The sequence below is a fragment of the Heyndrickxia ginsengihumi genome (assembly GCF_011008565.1).
In the GTDB taxonomy this organism is placed as follows: domain Bacteria; phylum Bacillota; class Bacilli; order Bacillales; family Bacillaceae_C; genus Weizmannia; species Weizmannia ginsengihumi.
Genome location: NZ_JAAIWK010000011.1, coordinates 69,982 through 88,261 on the forward strand (window position 1 = coordinate 69,982; position 18,280 = coordinate 88,261).

General features: G+C 38.9%; 15 protein-coding genes. 10 read left to right on the plus strand and 5 right to left on the minus strand.

Annotated elements, in window-relative coordinates:
- Nucleotides 1–234: 234 nt before the first annotated feature.
- From G4D61_RS08545 to G4D61_RS08570, 6 genes are all read left to right on the plus strand, one after another.
- Complete coding sequence (locus G4D61_RS08545) at nt 235–1,137, plus strand: sugar phosphate isomerase/epimerase family protein (protein ID WP_163173720.1); 903 nt, start codon at nt 235–237, stop codon at nt 1,135–1,137.
- Nucleotides 1,138–1,525: 388 nt separating this feature from the next.
- The gene (locus tag G4D61_RS08550; RefSeq protein ID WP_035353412.1) at nt 1,526–2,827 is read left to right on the plus strand and encodes an MFS transporter; all 1,302 of its coding nucleotides are present in this window, start codon (nt 1,526–1,528) and stop codon (nt 2,825–2,827) included.
- 137 nt (nt 2,828–2,964) lie between these two features.
- Nucleotides 2,965–3,774: a class I fructose-bisphosphate aldolase gene (locus tag G4D61_RS08555; protein ID WP_035353410.1), complete on the plus strand. Its 810-nt coding sequence runs from the start codon at nt 2,965–2,967 to the stop codon at nt 3,772–3,774.
- 194 nt (nt 3,775–3,968) lie between these two features.
- A complete protein-coding gene (locus G4D61_RS08560; protein WP_052137788.1) occupies nt 3,969–4,991 on the plus strand; it encodes a dihydroxyacetone kinase subunit DhaK in 1,023 nt (340 codons plus the stop codon).
- 17 nt (nt 4,992–5,008) lie between these two features.
- On the plus strand, nt 5,009–5,677 hold the full coding sequence (gene dhaL / locus G4D61_RS08565) for a dihydroxyacetone kinase subunit DhaL (protein WP_163173722.1): 669 nt from the start codon (nt 5,009–5,011) through the stop codon (nt 5,675–5,677).
- Nucleotides 5,678–6,113: 436 nt separating this feature from the next.
- Nucleotides 6,114–6,887 (plus strand): DeoR/GlpR family DNA-binding transcription regulator, encoded by a 774-nt coding sequence (locus tag G4D61_RS08570; protein WP_035353405.1) that lies wholly within the window; start codon nt 6,114–6,116, stop codon nt 6,885–6,887.
- A gap of 273 nt (nt 6,888–7,160) precedes the next feature.
- Here the strand turns inward: G4D61_RS08570 and G4D61_RS08575 are convergent, their stop codons facing one another.
- Together G4D61_RS08575 and G4D61_RS08580 are read right to left on the minus strand one after the other, a co-directional pair.
- Nucleotides 7,161–7,991 carry a sugar phosphate isomerase/epimerase family protein gene (locus tag G4D61_RS08575; RefSeq protein WP_163173724.1) on the minus strand — a complete coding sequence of 277 codons (831 nt, stop codon included), beginning with the start codon at nt 7,989–7,991 and terminating at the stop codon, nt 7,161–7,163.
- A 90-nt stretch (nt 7,992–8,081) separates the two neighbouring features.
- Complete coding sequence (locus G4D61_RS08580; protein ID WP_163173726.1) at nt 8,082–8,957, minus strand: LysR family transcriptional regulator; 876 nt, start codon at nt 8,955–8,957, stop codon at nt 8,082–8,084.
- Nucleotides 8,958–9,160: 203 nt separating this feature from the next.
- Here G4D61_RS08580 and G4D61_RS08585 point away from each other — a divergent pair, with 203 nt between their 5' ends.
- From G4D61_RS08585 to tcuB, 4 genes are all read left to right on the plus strand, one after another.
- Nucleotides 9,161–10,564, plus strand: coding sequence for an MFS transporter (locus tag G4D61_RS08585; RefSeq protein WP_163173728.1), 1,404 nt, complete (start codon nt 9,161–9,163; stop codon nt 10,562–10,564).
- A gap of 50 nt (nt 10,565–10,614) precedes the next feature.
- Complete coding sequence (locus G4D61_RS08590; RefSeq protein WP_025727217.1) at nt 10,615–11,769, plus strand: 2-methylaconitate cis-trans isomerase PrpF family protein; 1,155 nt, start codon at nt 10,615–10,617, stop codon at nt 11,767–11,769.
- Nucleotides 11,770–11,967: 198 nt separating this feature from the next.
- Entirely contained in the window at nt 11,968–13,350 is a 1,383-nt protein-coding gene (tcuA, locus tag G4D61_RS08595) for an FAD-dependent tricarballylate dehydrogenase TcuA (RefSeq protein ID WP_025727218.1), read from the plus strand.
- Entirely contained in the window at nt 13,337–14,470 is a 1,134-nt protein-coding gene (tcuB, locus tag G4D61_RS08600) for a tricarballylate utilization 4Fe-4S protein TcuB (RefSeq protein WP_163173730.1), read from the plus strand. Before tcuA ends, tcuB begins: the two co-directional genes overlap by 14 nt.
- Nucleotides 14,471–14,950: 480 nt before the next feature.
- Here the strand turns inward: tcuB and rbsK are convergent, their stop codons facing one another.
- From rbsK to fucP, 3 genes are read right to left on the minus strand one after another with little or no spacing between them, the layout of a single operon-like run.
- Entirely contained in the window at nt 14,951–15,889 is a 939-nt protein-coding gene (rbsK, locus tag G4D61_RS08605) for a ribokinase (protein WP_025727220.1), read from the minus strand.
- 13 nt (nt 15,890–15,902) lie between these two features.
- The gene (locus G4D61_RS08610) at nt 15,903–16,913 is read right to left on the minus strand and encodes an aldose 1-epimerase family protein (protein ID WP_163173732.1); all 1,011 of its coding nucleotides are present in this window, start codon (nt 16,911–16,913) and stop codon (nt 15,903–15,905) included.
- 16 nt (nt 16,914–16,929) lie between these two features.
- Nucleotides 16,930–18,279, minus strand: a complete 1,350-nt coding sequence (gene fucP, locus G4D61_RS08615) for an L-fucose:H+ symporter permease (protein WP_025727222.1) — start codon at nt 18,277–18,279, stop codon at nt 16,930–16,932.
- Between the last annotated feature and the right edge of the window lies 1 nt (nt 18,280).

The following is an 18,280-nucleotide window of genomic DNA, read 5'->3' on the forward strand; positions in this document are numbered from 1 at the left end:
TAAATAACAAATGAATAGTATTTTAGTTATAAAGTTCGCTTGATTATTTTCATTTTGTTTTGATAAAATGACAGCGCTTTATTTTTAAAAACGGAAAAGGAGGAATAAGTGATTTTACTGTTATGTAACAACATGAGTCACTAGGCTAGATCAAAGAGTGGGCAGTTTAGACTCAACATGTATTGATCATGTAGAGGAACAATTGAACTTAATGAATAAAGGAGCGGAAGTCCAATGAGTCAACAACATTTTATCCCTTCATTGTTAGTTACTGAAGTCTTTTTCCCATTAAAAGATGAAAAAGGTTTTGCGGCAGGAATTGTTGAGAAATTCGGAGAGGAAGGATTTTACCGCTCATTTGAGATTGGTGCTGGCTATGATAAAGAAGATCGCAAAAGAATTCTAGAGGCTAAAGAAAAACATAACTTGTTCATCTCTCAGTGGTTAACCTATTTAACTTATGAAAAAAATTTAGATGTATCATCAGTAGATACGAAACTAAGGTTAGATACTGTGAGAGAAATTAAACATAGTTTATATTTAGCAGCCGAAGCCGGTGTATCAAATGTTTCCTTTGTTCCTGGGCCAGATCCAGGTGTCAATTTACGCGACCAGGCCATCGAAGGATTTTATGAAAGTATTTGTGAAATTTGTGAGGAAGCTTTAACGTATAATATGACGGTTACTATTGAGGCACTCGATCGTGAAGTGCACAAAAAGCGTGTTTTAGGACCGACAGTTGAAGCGGTGAAGTTAATTAATAGAGTTAGAGAAAAATACCAAAATTTTGGGTTCGCGTTTGATACAGCTCATGCTGCGCTTAATGGCGAAGATGTTTTCAAATCACTTGCATTATCAAAAGATGTTATTCGCCAACTTCACTTTGCAAACGTCGTGTTATCTCCAAAAAGTGAACTTTATGGAGATAACCATATGCCGATAGGTGAACCAGGTTTCTTGAATGTAGAAACAATGAGAAACATTTTGCAAAAGGTAGAAGAGCTTGGTATTCAAACTGAGCAAGGTTTACCTGTAGCAGTTGAGGTTCAGGGCAAAGATAAAATTAACTACTTAGCAAACGAAGAGTCAATCCGCGCATCATTAAAAAGTGCGTTAAATTTAATCGAAACAAAATAAAACAATTTTCATTTCCTTAAAAAAGCATTCTACCTATTAAGTATCTTACCACTTCATGGAATAGATTCTTATCATCATAGCTAAGCATTTCTAAAAATCCTCTATCTTCACTGCATATATCAATTACAAAACGGATGAATGGATATCATATTAATTTTTTTTTGACGCTATGAATGCAGGAACCGCAATATAATGAAATACATTTAAACGACCCTGCATTCATTTTTCTTAATATTCAGATGTATTTTTAGGTAAAAATGTAAGTGCTTTCTTAATTGATGGCAGACCTCATCTCTTTGTAAATAGTGTTTTGTTTTAAGCATTTTAACGATTGTTAGCGCTTTCCTCGTGTTTCGCATGCAAATATTTATAAATTAGGGGGAGTAAAATGAAAACAGAGCAGATCCTTCAGACGGATGTTGAAGTTGTAAGTACGAAGAGAAAATTTCGTTGGTCAGTTGTTATTTGGCTATTAATTGGTGGGATTATCAATTACCTAGATAGAACAAACCTTTCAATTGCAGCTCCAGCCATGATTAAAGATTTACATCTTAGCAACATGCATATTGGTTTAATGGGGACTGTATTTTCATGGACATATGCGGTTATGCAACTCCCTTCTGGCTGGCTAATTGATCGCTTTGGAGCAAAGACAATGTATTCGATTGCGATTCTTTGGTGGAGTATTGCAACTGCATTAACTGGCGCTTGTAACAAATTAGGTACATTACTTGGTGCAAGATTTTTGCTGGGGGTTGGTGAAGCACCTTGTATGCCGACAAATGCAAAAATTACTTCTGAATGGTATCCAAAGAGAGAACGCGGATTAGCGACAGGAATTTGGGACGCTTCATCAAAAGTTGGTCCTGCTATCGCTCCGCCAATCCTTGTAGCGATTGAAGTTGCCTTTGGATGGCGGGCACTGTTCTTTATTACTGGTGCTATCGGGATTGTCTTTATCCTTATTTTTATGAAATTTTATCGTTCACCAGAAAAAAGTAAGCTTCTTTCCAAAGAAGAGCTTGATTATATTCAGGCTGAAGGCGGAGGCAGTGCAACAACAATTGAAACAACAAAAATTAAATGGAGAACGCTATTTAAATATAGAAGTGTTTGGGGAATGATTCTTGGATTTTTCTGTACGATTTGGATCTGGAATATCTTTCTTACATTCTTACCTTTATTCCTGCTAAAAACACAGCATATCTCATTTGCACAACTAGGTATTTATGCAAGTATTCCTTGGATTGGCGGGATCTTAGGAGATGTATGTGGCGGGTACATTACAAAGAAATTAACAGACAAAGGCATCTGTAGTCCGATAAACGCTAAGCGTGGATTAATCGTCATTTGTGCAATTCTTACTGCTGTTGTTGTTATTTTAATTCCATTTATGAAAGGACTTGTCATCTCTCTTATCTTCATGACGATCGCTCTTTGCACGATTTCTGCTATTACTGGAAGTGCATGGGCTTTATCGGGAGATATTGCACCTCCAGCGTTGGTTGGTTCTGTAGGAGCGATTCAAAACTTTGGAGGATATTTCGGCGGAGCGTTTGCCCCAGTAGTTGCAGGGATTATCGCTGATACAACGGGATCTTACACAATTGCTTTCGTGTCAGGAGGAATTATAGCTGGTTGTGCGGCAATTTTCTATTGGTTTGTTGTAAAAGACCCGATTAAAGAATAATCGTAAACAAGAGGGCTGCTAATAGTGGCCTTCTTACATTTCAGATAAAGAAACATGCTGCGAAGAATATTGTGGGATATGGGAAAACAGCGGGGAAACATCATCATGATTTAAAACTGGTTAAAGGGAGATGCTGAATGTTTAAAGCGAGAAGAATGTCTAGAATTTTTTCTGATGATGGAAAGTCTATTATTCTAGCCTTGGATGGCTATTCTTTTTCAGCGGAAACGAGTGGTATTGATAAAACAATTGGAATGCTTTCAGAGCTTGTTGAAAATGGCGTTGATGCCGTTATTGTGTCATATGGTACAGCCAAAATATATTGTGATGTGCTTGCAAATGTACCAATGCTTGTTCGTGCCGATTTATCTACAAGTCTATTTGATGCTAGCGTTCCTGGAACAACAAAACTTTTATCAGTAGAAGATGCGTTGAAGATGGGGGCGGATGGAATTGTTTCGATGACATTTCCAGGAGGGGAGAATGAAGCGAATTCGCATCGCATTGCATGGGAAATTGCAAAGGCTGCCGATGATTGGAATATGCCTTTTATGTGTGAAACGTTACCTTATGGCTATCATGTGACTAGTAAACAGTCTAATCAAATTGAAAAGATTGCTGCTGGAGCACGATTAGGAACGGAACTTGGTGCAGATATGATAAAAACAAGATTTACAGGAGAACAAGGGGATGCTGAAATCATTAAAGCCGCAAAATGCCCTGTCTTTGCTTTAGGAGGACCAAAAGCAGAAAATATTTTTGCCTATTTTACGTTTGTGAAACATTGCATAGATGTGGGGGCAAAAGGTGTTGCGATAGGAAGGAATATTACACAGAGTCCCAATCCAATCGGCATGGCCGCTGGTCTAAATACGATTATTCATAAAAATGGAACAGCCGAAGAGGCATTTAAAGTGTATGAGGCGCATTTCCAACACGCAAATTAGATCTGATACTTCTAATAAACTATTAAATGCTTTTTTCATTAAGAAGGTAAGAGACGGTTGGAAAATAGATTAAAAGAATGAGAGTAAATAGTAGGAATGAAAGAAAAAACGAACAATATAATATAAACAAAATCAAGTGAAGGACTATGAAAGTTCTGGAATCTTGAATTGAAAAGGGAATGGGGGAGTTTCGTATGAAAAAAGTGATCAATTGTCCTGAAAGAGTTGTTGAAGAAACAATAGAAGGCTTTATAGCCGCTAATAAAAAATCTTATAAAAAAGTTGAAAATGTAAACGGTGTTATTCGTAAAGATCTTAAAGATAAGGTTGCTGTAGTGACTGGCGGCGGCAGCGGGCATGAGCCATTATTTATAGGCCTGCTTGGGGAAGGCCTCGCAGATGGAGTAACACTCGGGAATGTGTTTGCCGCTCCGCCGCCATTTAATATCCAGGAGGTTGCGAAAGCTGCTCATACTGGAAAAGGTGTTCTATTTATATATGGCAATTATGCTGGTGATGTCCTGAACTTTGATATGGCCGTAGAATTGTTAGAGATGGAAGATATTGAGTGCAGAACGGTGCTAGTAACAGATGATGTCGCTTCTGCTCCAATTGAACGGAAAGCGGACCGCCGGGGAATTGCAGGAGATATCTTTGTTTTGAAAATTGCCGGGGCAGCAGCAGAAAAAGGATCATCGCTAGAAGAAGTTGCTAGACTTGCACAGAAGGCGAACGATCATACTTTTTCGATCGGTGTAGGATTATCGCCGGGAACAATTCCTGGTGCTGTGGAACCGCCATATACACTTGGTGATGACGAAATAGAGATCGGGATGGGAATTCACGGTGAGCCAGGAGTAGAACGTACAAAAATGGCATCTGCGGATGAACTTACAGAGCGGCTAATGAACACGATATTAATAGAAAGCGGGATTAGTGCAGGTGACGAAATTGCTGTCTTAGTAAATGGTCTAGGCTCGACAACATTAATGGAGCTATTCATTATTAATCGAAAAGTGGCCCAAATTTTAGAAGAAAACGGCATAAAGACACATGACATTGATGTTAATAGCTATTGCACAACTCAAGAAATGGGCGGATTCTCCATTACATTGTTGAAATTGGACGATGAGTTAAAAGATTTATACGATGCCCCAGCCGTATCTCCTTATTATAAGAAATTTAATGAACATTATGTCCATACAAAAAATGAATAGCGAAGGGAGAATATATAATGGAAGATAGTCTACAAGAAGCCGGTTTGAATGTGAAACAAGTAAAGGAAATGTTTCTTTATGTTGGCGAAAAAGTCCAGGAAAATAAACCACTTTTAACAAGACTAGACAGCGCGATCGGCGATGGCGATCATGGGATTGGCATGTCAGTAGGATTTAAGAAAGCAGCAGAAAGCTTAGGTCAGAAAGAGCTGGCAACGATTAATGATATTTTTAAAACAATCGGGATGTCGATGATATCTTCTATGGGCGGTGCCTCTGGGGTGATTTTTGGCACATTGTTTATGGGGGGAGTAAAAGGGTTAGAGTCGCAACAGGAATTAGATTTGCCGTTATTGGCTAATATTTTTGAGAAATCTTTAGAGGCGATCAAAACGCGTGGAAAAGCTAGTTTAGGAGATAAAACAATGATTGACGCCCTTGAACCGGCAGTGAATGCTTTAAAACAAAGTGCTGATCAACATGCCGACATATTGAATGGGATTAAAGCTGCCGAGGAAAATGCAGAAAAGGGTGTAGAGAATTCAAAGAAATATATTGCGAAATTTGGCAGGGCTAAAACGTTAGGAGAAAGAGCGATTGGGCATCAGGATGCCGGGGCTACAACCGTATGGATTATATTTAAGTCTATGCGGGAATGGATAGAGAACGTTTCTGTCAGCCATTAATTTGTATGCACTGACTGGGCGAAGCCAAACATAATGATCATTCTGGCCGGGCGATGCTTGCGTGAATATTGCAATAGCATCTCTTGGCTTGAACATGATCGTATTAGTAGCAGTAGGGAAAGTATCAGATGGTTTAAGAGATAATAGTTTCCGGTCTCGATGTTAAAAGTATTGAGAAGTACTTTGAGGATGGTGTTCATACATTGAAAAAATTTCTATTTCAATCTAATTCTCTTCAATAAATCGCGGCAGGTATGTTCAATTTTCCTGTTTATGTCGAAAAATGAAGGAGAATGAGAGAGAATCATCATAAAGGAAATCGAATATCATACAAAGTTTAGGACTTTTTGTCATCATTCCTTTATAATATTAATTGTTTACTCGTATATTAAAAATAAATGAAAAATATTCGAAAAGAATATGAAAGGATGAAATTATGTTTGCTGACCAACGCAGAAATAAAATCCTTGAAATTGTAAAAGAAAAAGGGACTGTAACGGTAAATGAGTTAACAAGCTTGCTGAATATTTCTGCTGCAACTGTGCGATCAGATTTAAATCAATTGGAACAACAAGATTTGCTTATTCGAACACATGGCGGGGCGATGATGAAAGAGGAAGTCCCGGATTTCGTCGAAAAAAGATACGAGGAAAGAGAAAAAAAGTACCGCGCTGAGAAATTAAGAATTGGTCGCAGTGCATTAAAGTATGTGCAGGAAGGCCAATGCATTATGCTTGATGCAAGTTCTACTTGTTTTGAGCTTGCCCGTCACTTGAAAGATGTCAAAATGAAGTTAACTGTTGTAACGAGTGGAATTGCTACTGCTATGATGTTAAAAGAAAATCCTTATATAACCGTTATTATTATTGGCGGGATTGTTCGTAATGGATCTAATTCTGTTGAAGGCCTTTTAGGAGAAGAGCTTTTGCGCAAGATTAATATTGATATTTTATTTACTTCAGCATATGCCTTTAATATGAAAGACGGACTTTCTGATTTCAGTTATTATGAAGTTGAATTAAAACGAGTAATGGTTTCAACGGCAAATCAAGTAATCGCACTACTTGATCATAGTAAAATGGAAAAGAGCTCGATCGCAACTTTTGCGCAACCTAGTGATATTGATTTGTTGATAACCGATCAAAAAGTCTCTGAAGAACTAAAAATATGCTTTATAAACAACAATATTACGTTAGAAATTGCAGAGTAATTTATAGCCTTTTGATAAGCTAGTTCCTTATTCGGCGTTCTTTTAGTTTTTTTTAAACTGGATTGGATTGGCTGCCGCCAGTAATATTTACGAAAGATGAAGGACGTTTAGACCAAAGCGATACATTGCAAGAAACGAGTATTTCCTTGGTCTAACCAGCCTTCCTCCTGTGGAAAGAACTCCTCCTTTCTTGATATATAAGGAGGATTCATGCTTTTTACCTCATTTTTCTCATTCTTTGAAAATCCGAAAATATATATTGAAATTATTGTTTTACTGTAACACTTCACCATTTAAAATTGGATATAAATTTTTCCTTACATATTTTCCTATTTCAGCAATCACCTCTGTTGTATTTAACTGTGCTTCTGGGGTTTCTTCTTCAACCATAATCCATCCGTTATAGTCTCCGTCTTTAAGAACCTGTACACAGCCAGCGAAATCTATATCTCCTTCACCCATTTTCTTCCACTCGCAATTTGTTGAAACATCTTTGAAATGGACATGTTTAATAAGAGGTAAGTACTCTTTAAATATTTCAACTGCATCCATGCCGCCAAAAGTAATATGACCGACATCAGGTGTATATCCCATATATTTAGGATCTAATCCTTCAAGAAGAATTTTATAATCATCTGCAAATCTAAAATAAGAAGTTTTATAGGAAATCGGATGAAAGGATGTAGTAATCCCATTTTCATATGCACGCTTTCCGAGTTCATTTGCTCCTTTAATAATTTCTTTCTGTCTTTGCAATAAATGATCTCGGTTCGGACCAACTCTCGAAGGGACATTGAGGATGGCGCCTGGGAAATGCTTTAAATAATTGATATAGTAATCGGCACGTTCTCTTTCGCTTGGGGATTCCTTTCCACCATCAAAGCTAAAAGGCAGTGTTAAAGCAGCTAATTGAAGGTCTCTTTTATCTAGTTCTTCTTTAAGATGTTCTGGCTCATTTTGATATTTTCCTAGTAAAGCAACTTGCATGTCCAGTCCTGTAAAGCCGCCATTTTTAATGTCATCCATAATTTTATCTAGCATATCAGCTTCTACATCATAATCTAGTACCCAAGTTGAGCCTTGGCATCCAAATGAAATGGTCATTCAATTTTCCTCCCCATTCTTTTAATGCATTGTATGCGCTTCTTGAAAAAGATATTGCTATTATTTTTGGTGCCTGACCCCTTTTGTGCGCTAAAGCGCAAAAGGGGTCAGGCACCTCTTTAGGAATTCGATGAAGACTTTCACGACAGAGAGTTCAAGTGATCTTTCACGATAGATCAGCCATGTGTTTCTCGTTAATGGTTTCTGATCTTTCGTTGTTAACTCTATTTTGTGAAGATGGTCGTTTTGTTTTAATGAAATACCAGGAAGGATTGCGTAGCCCATACCTGTGAGAATTAATTCTTTACATGTATCAATTCTGTCTACTTCCATCGTGATGGTCGGTGATTGATCATATGTTTCTTGCCACCAATGGTCTATTAATGCTTTTAACGTTTGGTCAGTACCGTAGTTGATTCTCGGTAAACTAGGCAATTCTTTTAGATCATTGATAGGGTTCTTTGAAACAATATATAGAGATTCTTCGCGCAGTAAATGTTTCTCTTCCTGCCAGGCATAATTTCCACGGACAATTCCAAGATGTACTTCTTCTTTTTGTAAAAGATGAACAATATCGAAACTCCAGCCTGTTCTTAACTGGATTTCCACATCAGGGTACTTGCTTACAAATTTGTGCAAAATACTAGGGAGTTCGTATCTTGAAAAATTACTGGAGGCGCCGATTCTTAATATTCCTCTAACTTCTTCATCCATGTTGCGTACGTATTCTTTCGTATTGCGGAGCTGTAAAATCATATTTCTTGCATATTTGGCAATGTATTCGCCCTGTGAGGTGAACTCTACTCCTTTTTTTCCTCGTGCTACAATTTTTGCCCCAAATTCTTTCTCTAATTGCTTTAATCGGTAGGTCATCGCTGGTTGAGAAATGTATAGTTTTTCAGCTGCTTTTGTAATGTTGCGCTCCTCATATAGGCATTGCAGCATGATCCAATCTTTCTCATCCATTGCAAATCAATCCCCCTTGTTCGCACAAATGTTGATCAGCTATAAAATCTTTTGTCCTGTTCATATAATATTCGTTTCAAATAAATATATTTTATGATAACCAATAAAAAAACAATATTTTATTTATTAAGATTATTATGATAATTTTTATTTAATTCAAAAGGAGGGTCGAATGACGAATAGCAAAAAGAGGAGGAATCATCATGAATAAGTCATTTGGTTTAAACATTGTCAATCGCATGGATCGATTGCCTTTTTCATCCATTCACAAAAAAGTTATCATTGCCTTATCCATTGCCTATTTTTTTGAGTTCTCGGATTTGAATACGTTTTCATATGCTTCTCCTAAATTAGTAAGTGAGTGGCACTTGCCATTAAGTGTGATTGCTACCATTAACTCCAGCGCCTTTTTCGGTATGTTTTTAGGTGCCTCCCTTGGTGGTTTGCTAGGGGATAAAGTAGGAAGAAAAAAATCAATTATTTTATCACTTATCGGTTTATCAGTTTTCTCTGCTTTGAATGCGCTTTCTTGGAGCGTGTGGTCACTTATGATTTTCCGCTTTGTTACAGGAATGGCGACTTCATCACTGCTTGTAAATGCTAATACGTACATTATCGAATTTTTTCCGAAAGCAACTCGCGGTAAGTATCAAGGGATAGCAGTTGCAATTGGAATAACAGGGATTCCAATTACAGGATGGGTTTCTAGATATTTAATTCCTCTTGCTGATTGGGGATGGCGACTTGTATTTGTCTGGGGCGCCTTAGGGATTTTTTCCTTATTTTTAATCGTAAAATTATTTGAACTGCCGCGCTGGTATGAAATAAAAGGACATACAAGAAAGGCGAAGGAAACAATCGAAAAAATAGAAGCGATAGTAAGAAAGGAAAAAGGATTTCTACGGGAGCCTGAGTCTGAGAGTTTCAACTATGCTGCTGGAAAGGGAAAGGTCGCAGATATATTCAAAAGGCCATATGTTGGACGCACAATCATTTTGATCAGCGTATGGATCTTTCAAACGATTGCTTTCTATGGTTTCGGTTCATGGGTTCCAACATTGTTAGTGAAGCAGGGTATTAACCTTGAGGACTCTTTAGTATATAGCACATTAATTACGATAGGTGCGCCATTAGGTTCCTTGTTAGGTGCGGCGATTGCAGATCGCTTTGAGAGAAAAGCGAATATCATCTTTTCGTGTTTTTTCATCGCTGCTTCGGTTATATTATACGGCATTACGTTAAATCCTGTTATGATCGTAGTCTTTGGTTTTCTCATTAATTTTATTGAACGAACATTTTCATCCAATCTTTATACTTATACATCGGAGCTTTACGGTACAGAAGTGCGCTCTTTCGGGCAAGGGCTGGCGTATGGAATTGGGAGGTTTTCCAATGTACTAGGGCCATTTTGTATTAGTCTTATTTACACAAGCAGCGGGTATTTAACCGTCTTCATTTTTATCGCCATTTGTTGGATCGCCTCAGGGCTAGTTGTATTCTTTGGGCCACGGACATCTAAGAGGAGTTTGGAAGAGATCAATGGGCTGGAGTCTAAAACTGCTAATGCAGAAATGAATGTTCCGAGTGGATCACCACGAAATGTATAAGCGGTTGTAATGTTAGTAAATGTCAGCTTAATTAACGGGAGGTTCGTGCAATGTATGATTACGGTCAATTATACAAAATCCCAACTGTCCTTATGAGGGGCGGAACAAGTAAAGGAATCATCTTAAGGAAATCAGATCTCCCTGCCGATCCAATATTAAGAGATGAATTGATTTTAAGAATTTTTGGAAGTCCAGACAACACCCAAATTGATGGTTTAGGCGGAGGGACATCAACGACGAGTAAATTAGCGATTGTAGGTCCGCCAACTCGGGCGAAGGCACATATTGATTATACTTTTGGGCAAGTCAGTTTAGATAGGCAGGTCATTGATTATCATGTTACTTGCGGGAATTTTGTAACAGCAGTCGGATTATACGCTGCCGAAGAAGGATATGTCCCATTAACTGAGCCAATTACTTATGTGAATATTTACAATACAAATATTGAAAAAATGGTTGTCGCTGAAATTCCGGTGAAAGATGGGCAAATTCAGTATGAAGGTAATTTTTCCATTGATGGCGTTCCTGGTTCATCATCACGTATTATGCTTCATTTTTTAAATGCCGGGGGGACTTTTACAGGAAAAACATTGCCAACGAATCATTTAATTGATCACATCAAATTGGATGATGGACGTGAATTTGACGTAAGTATTATAGATTGTGTCAACACACTTGTATTTGTGCGAGCAGAAGATGTTGGTCAAGAAGGTATTGAGCTGCCGAACGAAGTAAACAGCAATAGTGAATTATTAAATACTCTCGAGGGCATCCGTGTAAAAGCAGGAAAGCTGGTGGGGCTTATTAAGGAGGATGAAGAAGTTTCCCCTACGACCCATGCATTACCGAAGATTGCGATGGTCACGAACCCGAAGGATTTTAAAACGATCAATGGAAAAGTGGTTAAGCAGCAAGAAGTGGATATTATTTCACGATATATTACGATGGGTTCTCTTCACAGAGCCCATGCAGTCAGCGGGGCAATGGCGCTCGCAGCTGCAGCAAAAATAGAAGGAACGATCCCTCATCAACTTATTTCCACCTTTCAAAACGGTATAAAGGTCGGACACCCATCAGGGACACTTCATGTAGATGCAACAGTAGAAAAAAGAGAGGAAGAATGGAAAATTGTAAGTGTAGCAAACGGCCGGACAGCAAGGAGATTAATGGAAGGATACGCCTATGTGCCTGCTTCCATTTTGTAAGGTCCTAAGTTTTTAACAGGTAGCGATGATTCAACTGGAGTGCTGGAAACATGCAGGCACTCCAGTTGTTTTTAAAAAAAGATGGAAAGATAAAAATTTTTGATCGACATTCATAAATGATCAATATTTATTTTATTCAGAGCGGCCAACTATATTGATAGTAGGATGAACATTGTTATCTGGAAGGGGGCCTTATATATGGAAACAGATGTTTTAGTTATAGGCGGTGGGAACGCTGCATTAAGTGCTGCGCTCTCAGCCCGTGAACAAGGGGCAGAGGTGCTTATCGTTGAAAGGGCTCCTAAATTTTATCGGGGTGGGAATAGCAGACATACGCGCGATTTTCGAATTATGCACACTCATGAAAACGAATATATGATTGATACCTACCCAGAAGAAGAATTTTTAGAGGATTTAACACGTGTCGCTGGGGGTGAAATTAATCAGCATCTCGCGAGATTAATTGTGCGCCAATCCGAACAACTTCCTGAATGGCTCAGCAGGCAAGGAATTCGCTGGCAGCCAGCATTGTCAGGTACTCTCCATTTGGCGCGGACAAATATATTTCAGCTTGGCGGCGGTAAAGCGATGATGAATTCTTATTATCAAAGTGCTCGTGAGAAAGGGATAGAAGTATGGTATGACTCAATGGTTGAAGATCTGACTATTGACGGCGCAGTATTTCAGGCTGCTAAAGTACGCACAAAAAACGCTCCTACAACAATGGTGAAAGCAAAGACAGTGATTATTGCATCAGGCGGTTTTGAGGCAAATATTGAATGGCACCGCCGTTACTGGGGGGCGGCAGCTGACAATTTTGTGATTCGCGGCACACCATATAATCAAGGGAATGTTCTTGAAATTCTCCTTCGCAATGGTGTCAGTCAAGTAGGAGAACCGAACTCGTTTCATGCGGTTGCTGTTGATGGACGTGCTCCAACATTCGATGGTGGCATTGTTACCCGCCTTGACAGTGTTCCTTTTGGCATTGTTGTCAATAAGGATGGTCGGCGATTTTATGATGAAGGGGAGGACTTTTGGCCAAAACGATATGCGATATGGGGTGGTTTAATCGCGAGGCAGCCTGAGCAAGTGGCATACTCCATTATTGATCGCAAGGCGCTTGGCAACTTCATGCCTTCAGTATTTGAACCGATCTCAGCAAATACAATTCCAGAGCTGGCCGAAAAAATTGGGATTGACGGGAACATATTAGGTGAAACGATAGAAAGCTTTAACAAAGCTGTTCGCCCGGGAAACTTTAATCCGAGTGAATTAGACAACTGTAGAACAGAAGGGCTGACACCGCAAAAAAGTCATTGGGCTGTCCAAATCGATGATGCACCGTTCTATGCGTATCCATTAAAAACGGGAATTACCTTCACGTATTTGGGAGTCGAAGTGAATGAACAAGCAAGGATTAAAATGGAGAATGGACAGCTCGCTGATAATATGTTTGCTACTGGTGAAATTGTCGCTGGGAATGTTCTGCGGCGAGGCTATTTAGCTGGATTTGGGCTTACAATGGGAGCGGTCCTAGGAAGAATAGCGGGGAGGGAAGCTGCAAATGCAATCAAATGAGCTGCTACAAGATGGAAAACGGCAAATGAAGCTATGTAATGCTTGCCGTTATTGTGAAGGCTATTGTGCTGTTTGGAAGGCAATTGAGTGGCGCCGGGATTTTACGGATCATGACATGGCCTATTTAGCAAACCTATGTCACGATTGCAGAGACTGCTATTATGCTTGCCCATTTACGACGCCTCATGAATTTGGCTTAAACCCTCCGAAACTATTCAGTAGTTTACGAGAGAAAGTGTATCAGCAATATGCTTGGCCAAGTGCGTGGGGAAAGCTCTTAGGTGAAAAACGGCGCGGATTTTGGATCGTCTTGCTGGTTGGCATTGTATGTTTATTAGCAATTGTTTTTGCAAGCGGTGGGATGAGCGGAATGTTGCAGAAGCATGTCGGAACAGGATCATTCTATAAGATTATTTCGGAGATCACCTTGATTGTGATCTTTGGCATTTTAGGTCTGTGGATGGTTGGTGGCTGGCTAATAGGTGCATGCCGTTTTTGGCATGATATCAAATCGGCACAATCAGAAAAAATTACAGCCAAGGACGTGGCGACTGCTACATCATACGCGTTAAGCTTACGATATCTTGACGGAGAAGGTGCTGGCTGTAAATATCCGAACGATGCACTTTCAGGTAAAAGACGCTGGCTTCATCATTTTGTTTCTTACGGATTCCTTCTTGACCTTGTTTCAACGGTGCTAGCTGCATTTTATTCGCATGTTTTACACGTTCAACCGCCGTATCCATTGTATCATCCTGTAGTCATGCTAGGGGCGCTCGGTGGCATCGGAATTATCATTGGAGTTTCAGGACTACTCATTCTGAAAGCAAAAAGTGATCATACAGTATCTGATTCTGAAGCTAGTAAATCAGGAACTTTATTCTCGGTTGCGTTGTTAACCGTTGCAGTTACAGGAATGGTATTATTAGCAACACGGGAAACAGCCGCAATGGGAATCGTATTGATCATACATTTAGGAAGTGTTGCTGCTTTATTTTTTACCGCTCCTTATTCGAAATTCGTCCACTTTGTCTACCGATATTTAGCATTAGTCCGGTATGCACAAGAGGAGAGAGTAGCAAATCATGGAACCAATAAGGTGGAGAAAAACATCAATTAATGACCGTGCTACATTGCATTCTCGCATAAGAGAAAGTATGGGGAAATGCGGTTATTGTATAGATGATGGTGGTTCGCCGAAGCTTACCGCCAGCTTTCCGCGGGCAATGCGAACCGCTTCTTCGCTGCACTCGCCTGCCTTGCTTTTCCCGCAGGAGTCGAGCGGACGTTTCTCCGGACTGATGAGTAGTCGCTTTTTCATTTCTTAGTAGCCATTTTTAATATAATGGAAGATATTCTATTCCTTTTTTGAAGGGGTATCCTATTATCGAAACGTATACGGCATATCGCTAGTTTACTTGATACGGATTTACAGAAAAAAATCCATGTAAGCGATGTTTATTTTTACTGCTCTGAGCTTAAAAAATTTGGCAAACTGAGATGTTGAGTTGAGCTTAGGCAAAAAACAGGCACCCCCCATTAATTCAATGGGGGGTATCTCCACAAGATTGCCTTACCTTCTTGTATTTTTATAACCCAATTATAAGGAACTAGAGAGCATATTTCTCTCCTTCAGGAATTGCTTAAGATCTTCTGTTGTTGGATAGGATGATTGGGTGCCGCGTTTTGTAACACTTAAAGCTGCAAAAGCAGTAGCCATTTTTAAGGCGTTCTCAATCGTGTAATTATGAGTGATGAAATGGGCGAAGCAGCCAATAAAAGCATCTCCGGCACCAGTTGTATCTGTTGCTTGTACTTTATGTGCTTTAATATGTTGCACGTGATTTCGTGTCATCCATAGGACTCCCGATTGACCGAGAGTTACAATTACATTTTTTAATCCTTTGTCAACAAGCATTTTCGCTGCATGCTGAACTTGTTCTTCTGTTTGTACGGGCAGGCCTGTTAACAATTCAAGTTCAGTTTCATTTGGCATCAAATAATCACATGTTAATATTCTATTAAAATCTAAATCTTTTGAAGCAGGGGCAGGGTTTAAAATGACTGGTATTTGATTTTTATAGCCAAATTGAATGGCATAATAAATCGTTTCTAATGGAATTTCCAGCTGTAAAACAATTAATGAACATTTTTTTAGTTTAGTTGCTGCTTGATCAATGTCTTCAGGAGATAGATATTGATTTGCTCCTTTTATAATAATGATTCTATTTTTCGATTCTTTGTCGACAAAGATAGGGGCAACGCCGCTTGATGATCCAGGGACTTTTTTGACGAATTCGGTATCAATTCCATAATGTTCTAAGTTCTTAATCGTTCCATCTCCGAACAGATCGTCACCGACTTTCGTAAGCATCGTGACTTTTGCTCCTAATTTGGCAGCGGCTACTGCTTGATTAGCCCCTTTGCCACCGCATCCCATCTCAAAATTAGGAGCTTCAACGGTTTCTCCTTCTTTCGGCATTCTCTCAATATAGGAAATGAGATCAACCATATTTGAGCCAATTACAGCGATATCCATCATAATCCCTCCTTTATTTTTTCCCAGTTGTCACACGAAATGTTCTTTCTTCACCAGCAGATAAATATATTAAGCTTCCGGATTCTTTTGCGGCTAAAAATCCTTCTGGAAGACTTGTACCTGGGAGTACAAATGCGGCGACTTGTTGATCTCCATTATAGAGCAGCCAACGGGTTGCAAATGGAAATTCGGTTGTTGAGAATTCGCTAAAAAAAGTATTCCCTTCAGTAGATGTTATTTCAAACTGTGCTGTTTCTTGATACTGTTCTATATGCTCGGCGAAAAAGACGATCTCTGGATCATACATTTCTGGTGAATTTAATTGAGAAATCGTTCCGCCATTATTTGCAAGCTCTTTTGTGTAAGTTAACCAAGTTTCATTTGGTCTAATATGTGCTGGTATTGATTCTCTAATGCGGAATGCATCATCTGGAATATTTTGCTTCATAACTCCCTGTGGAACATAGGCATAGTTCAGGTGGCACATGTATTGTAAAGGCATTTTAGTACTAGATAGATTTTTGACCTTCATTTCAATATGAATGAATGACTCGCCTGTACTAAGTGTAACAGTGGGACGTGCTTCATAATGATGACCAAAGCCTTTTGTGTATTCGTACATTCCACCAAGCTTTATAAAATCAGATGTAATCTCCAACCATGCTTCGTCCATTTCTGCACAGGCCATTTCTCCATGTAGAATATGGTTATCCTCCGGACTTGGACAGCCATTACTTAGCAGTCCTGAATGAAATGCAAAGCATCCATACGTATCTTCTATACATGTAGCTTTTTTCGGTTGTTTAAACATGTTTTTCATTTTTAAATTACAATCATCAAAGTGCAGATCCCATATCATTTGTCCATAAAAGGGCAATAGAACGACTTTTCCCCGCGAATTTACAATTTCTACCGCTTCAATTTCTGACGGATAGCGAAATAAGGAAACTGTAAATTCATTGTTTTCATAGATTACAGTACGTTTGTCAGTGAAAAAATATTTTTGTAGTTTTACAATCCCCATTGTTAGCACGCCCTTTCTATAATTTTGCAGGTGCTTCTTTAACGCTATCTATTTTCTTAACCGTTTTGCTATTTCTTATTTCGAGATAGAAATAGATACTGACATAAATAAAGCAAATCATTGGTACGATGAAGGAAAGACGCATTGACCCGAGTAAATCGGAGACATATCCTTGAACGGCTGGAATGATAGCGCCTCCAATAATTGCCATGACGAGAATGGCGCCAGCTGTTTCTACGTATTTTTTATCCTTCACAACTTCAAGTGTATGGGCATAAATGGTCGCCCAACATGGACCGAACATGACACTGACTGCGATGGCTGCATAGACGGCAGTCATATTCGGAACAAGGACAATATACAGAAGAAGGAGTGAACCGATTACTGAGTATGATAAAAGAACTTTATTCGGTGAAAAACGTGATATTAAGAAATTAGCAATAAATTTACCGACAAAGAAGGCGATATAACTATATACCATAAAGGTAGAGGCAGAGCGTTCATTGATGTTATGGTTCAATTCAAGTGCCAAGCGGATCGTGAATGACCAAACTGTTACTTGCATTCCGACATAAATGAACTGTGCGACAATTCCTTTCTTAAAACGGCTATTATGAGCGAGATACTTTAACGTTTCCAATATTCCTGCTTTTTCAGTAGACTCTTTTACAGAGCTATTTGATTTACAAGCAGGAAATTTTGTCATGATAAAAAGAATTAATACGGCGATTAGAACGAAAATCATAAAACGATATGGAGAAAGTGTGTGCTGAAGCATTTTAATGCCAAATGCATGTGCTTCTGCTGCCGGCATTTTTTCCATTTGTTTGCTTAAGCTTTCACCGTTCCCGAATATTAAGTATTTTCCGAGGAGGATACCTAATATACAGCCTAGCGGATAGAAGGTTTGGCTCACATTTAAACGCAATGTTGCATATTTACTTGAGCCTAACATAGAACTGTATGTGTTGGCAGATGTTTCAAGAAAACTCAATCCAATTGCAATCGCAAAAAGGGCAACTAAGAACATCGTATACGTTGCCATATGGGAAGCTGGAAAGAAGAGTGAACAACCAAGGATGTAAAAAATTAAACCAGTCATAATAGCGATTTTGTAACTGCTTTTCTTGATCACTAGTGAGGCAGGAATTGCAATTAAAAAATATCCTCCATAAAATGCACTTTGTACGAGAGCGCTTGCAAAATCACTTAAAGAAAAAACACTTTTAAACTGTGTGATTAAAATATCATTTAAACTCGCTGCTGCACCCCAAAGTGGAAATAGGAAAGAAACTAAAATGTATTGAATATATGGAGTTCGACTTAAATACCCATCCGACATTTGTTCTATTGGTTTTCTTGACATC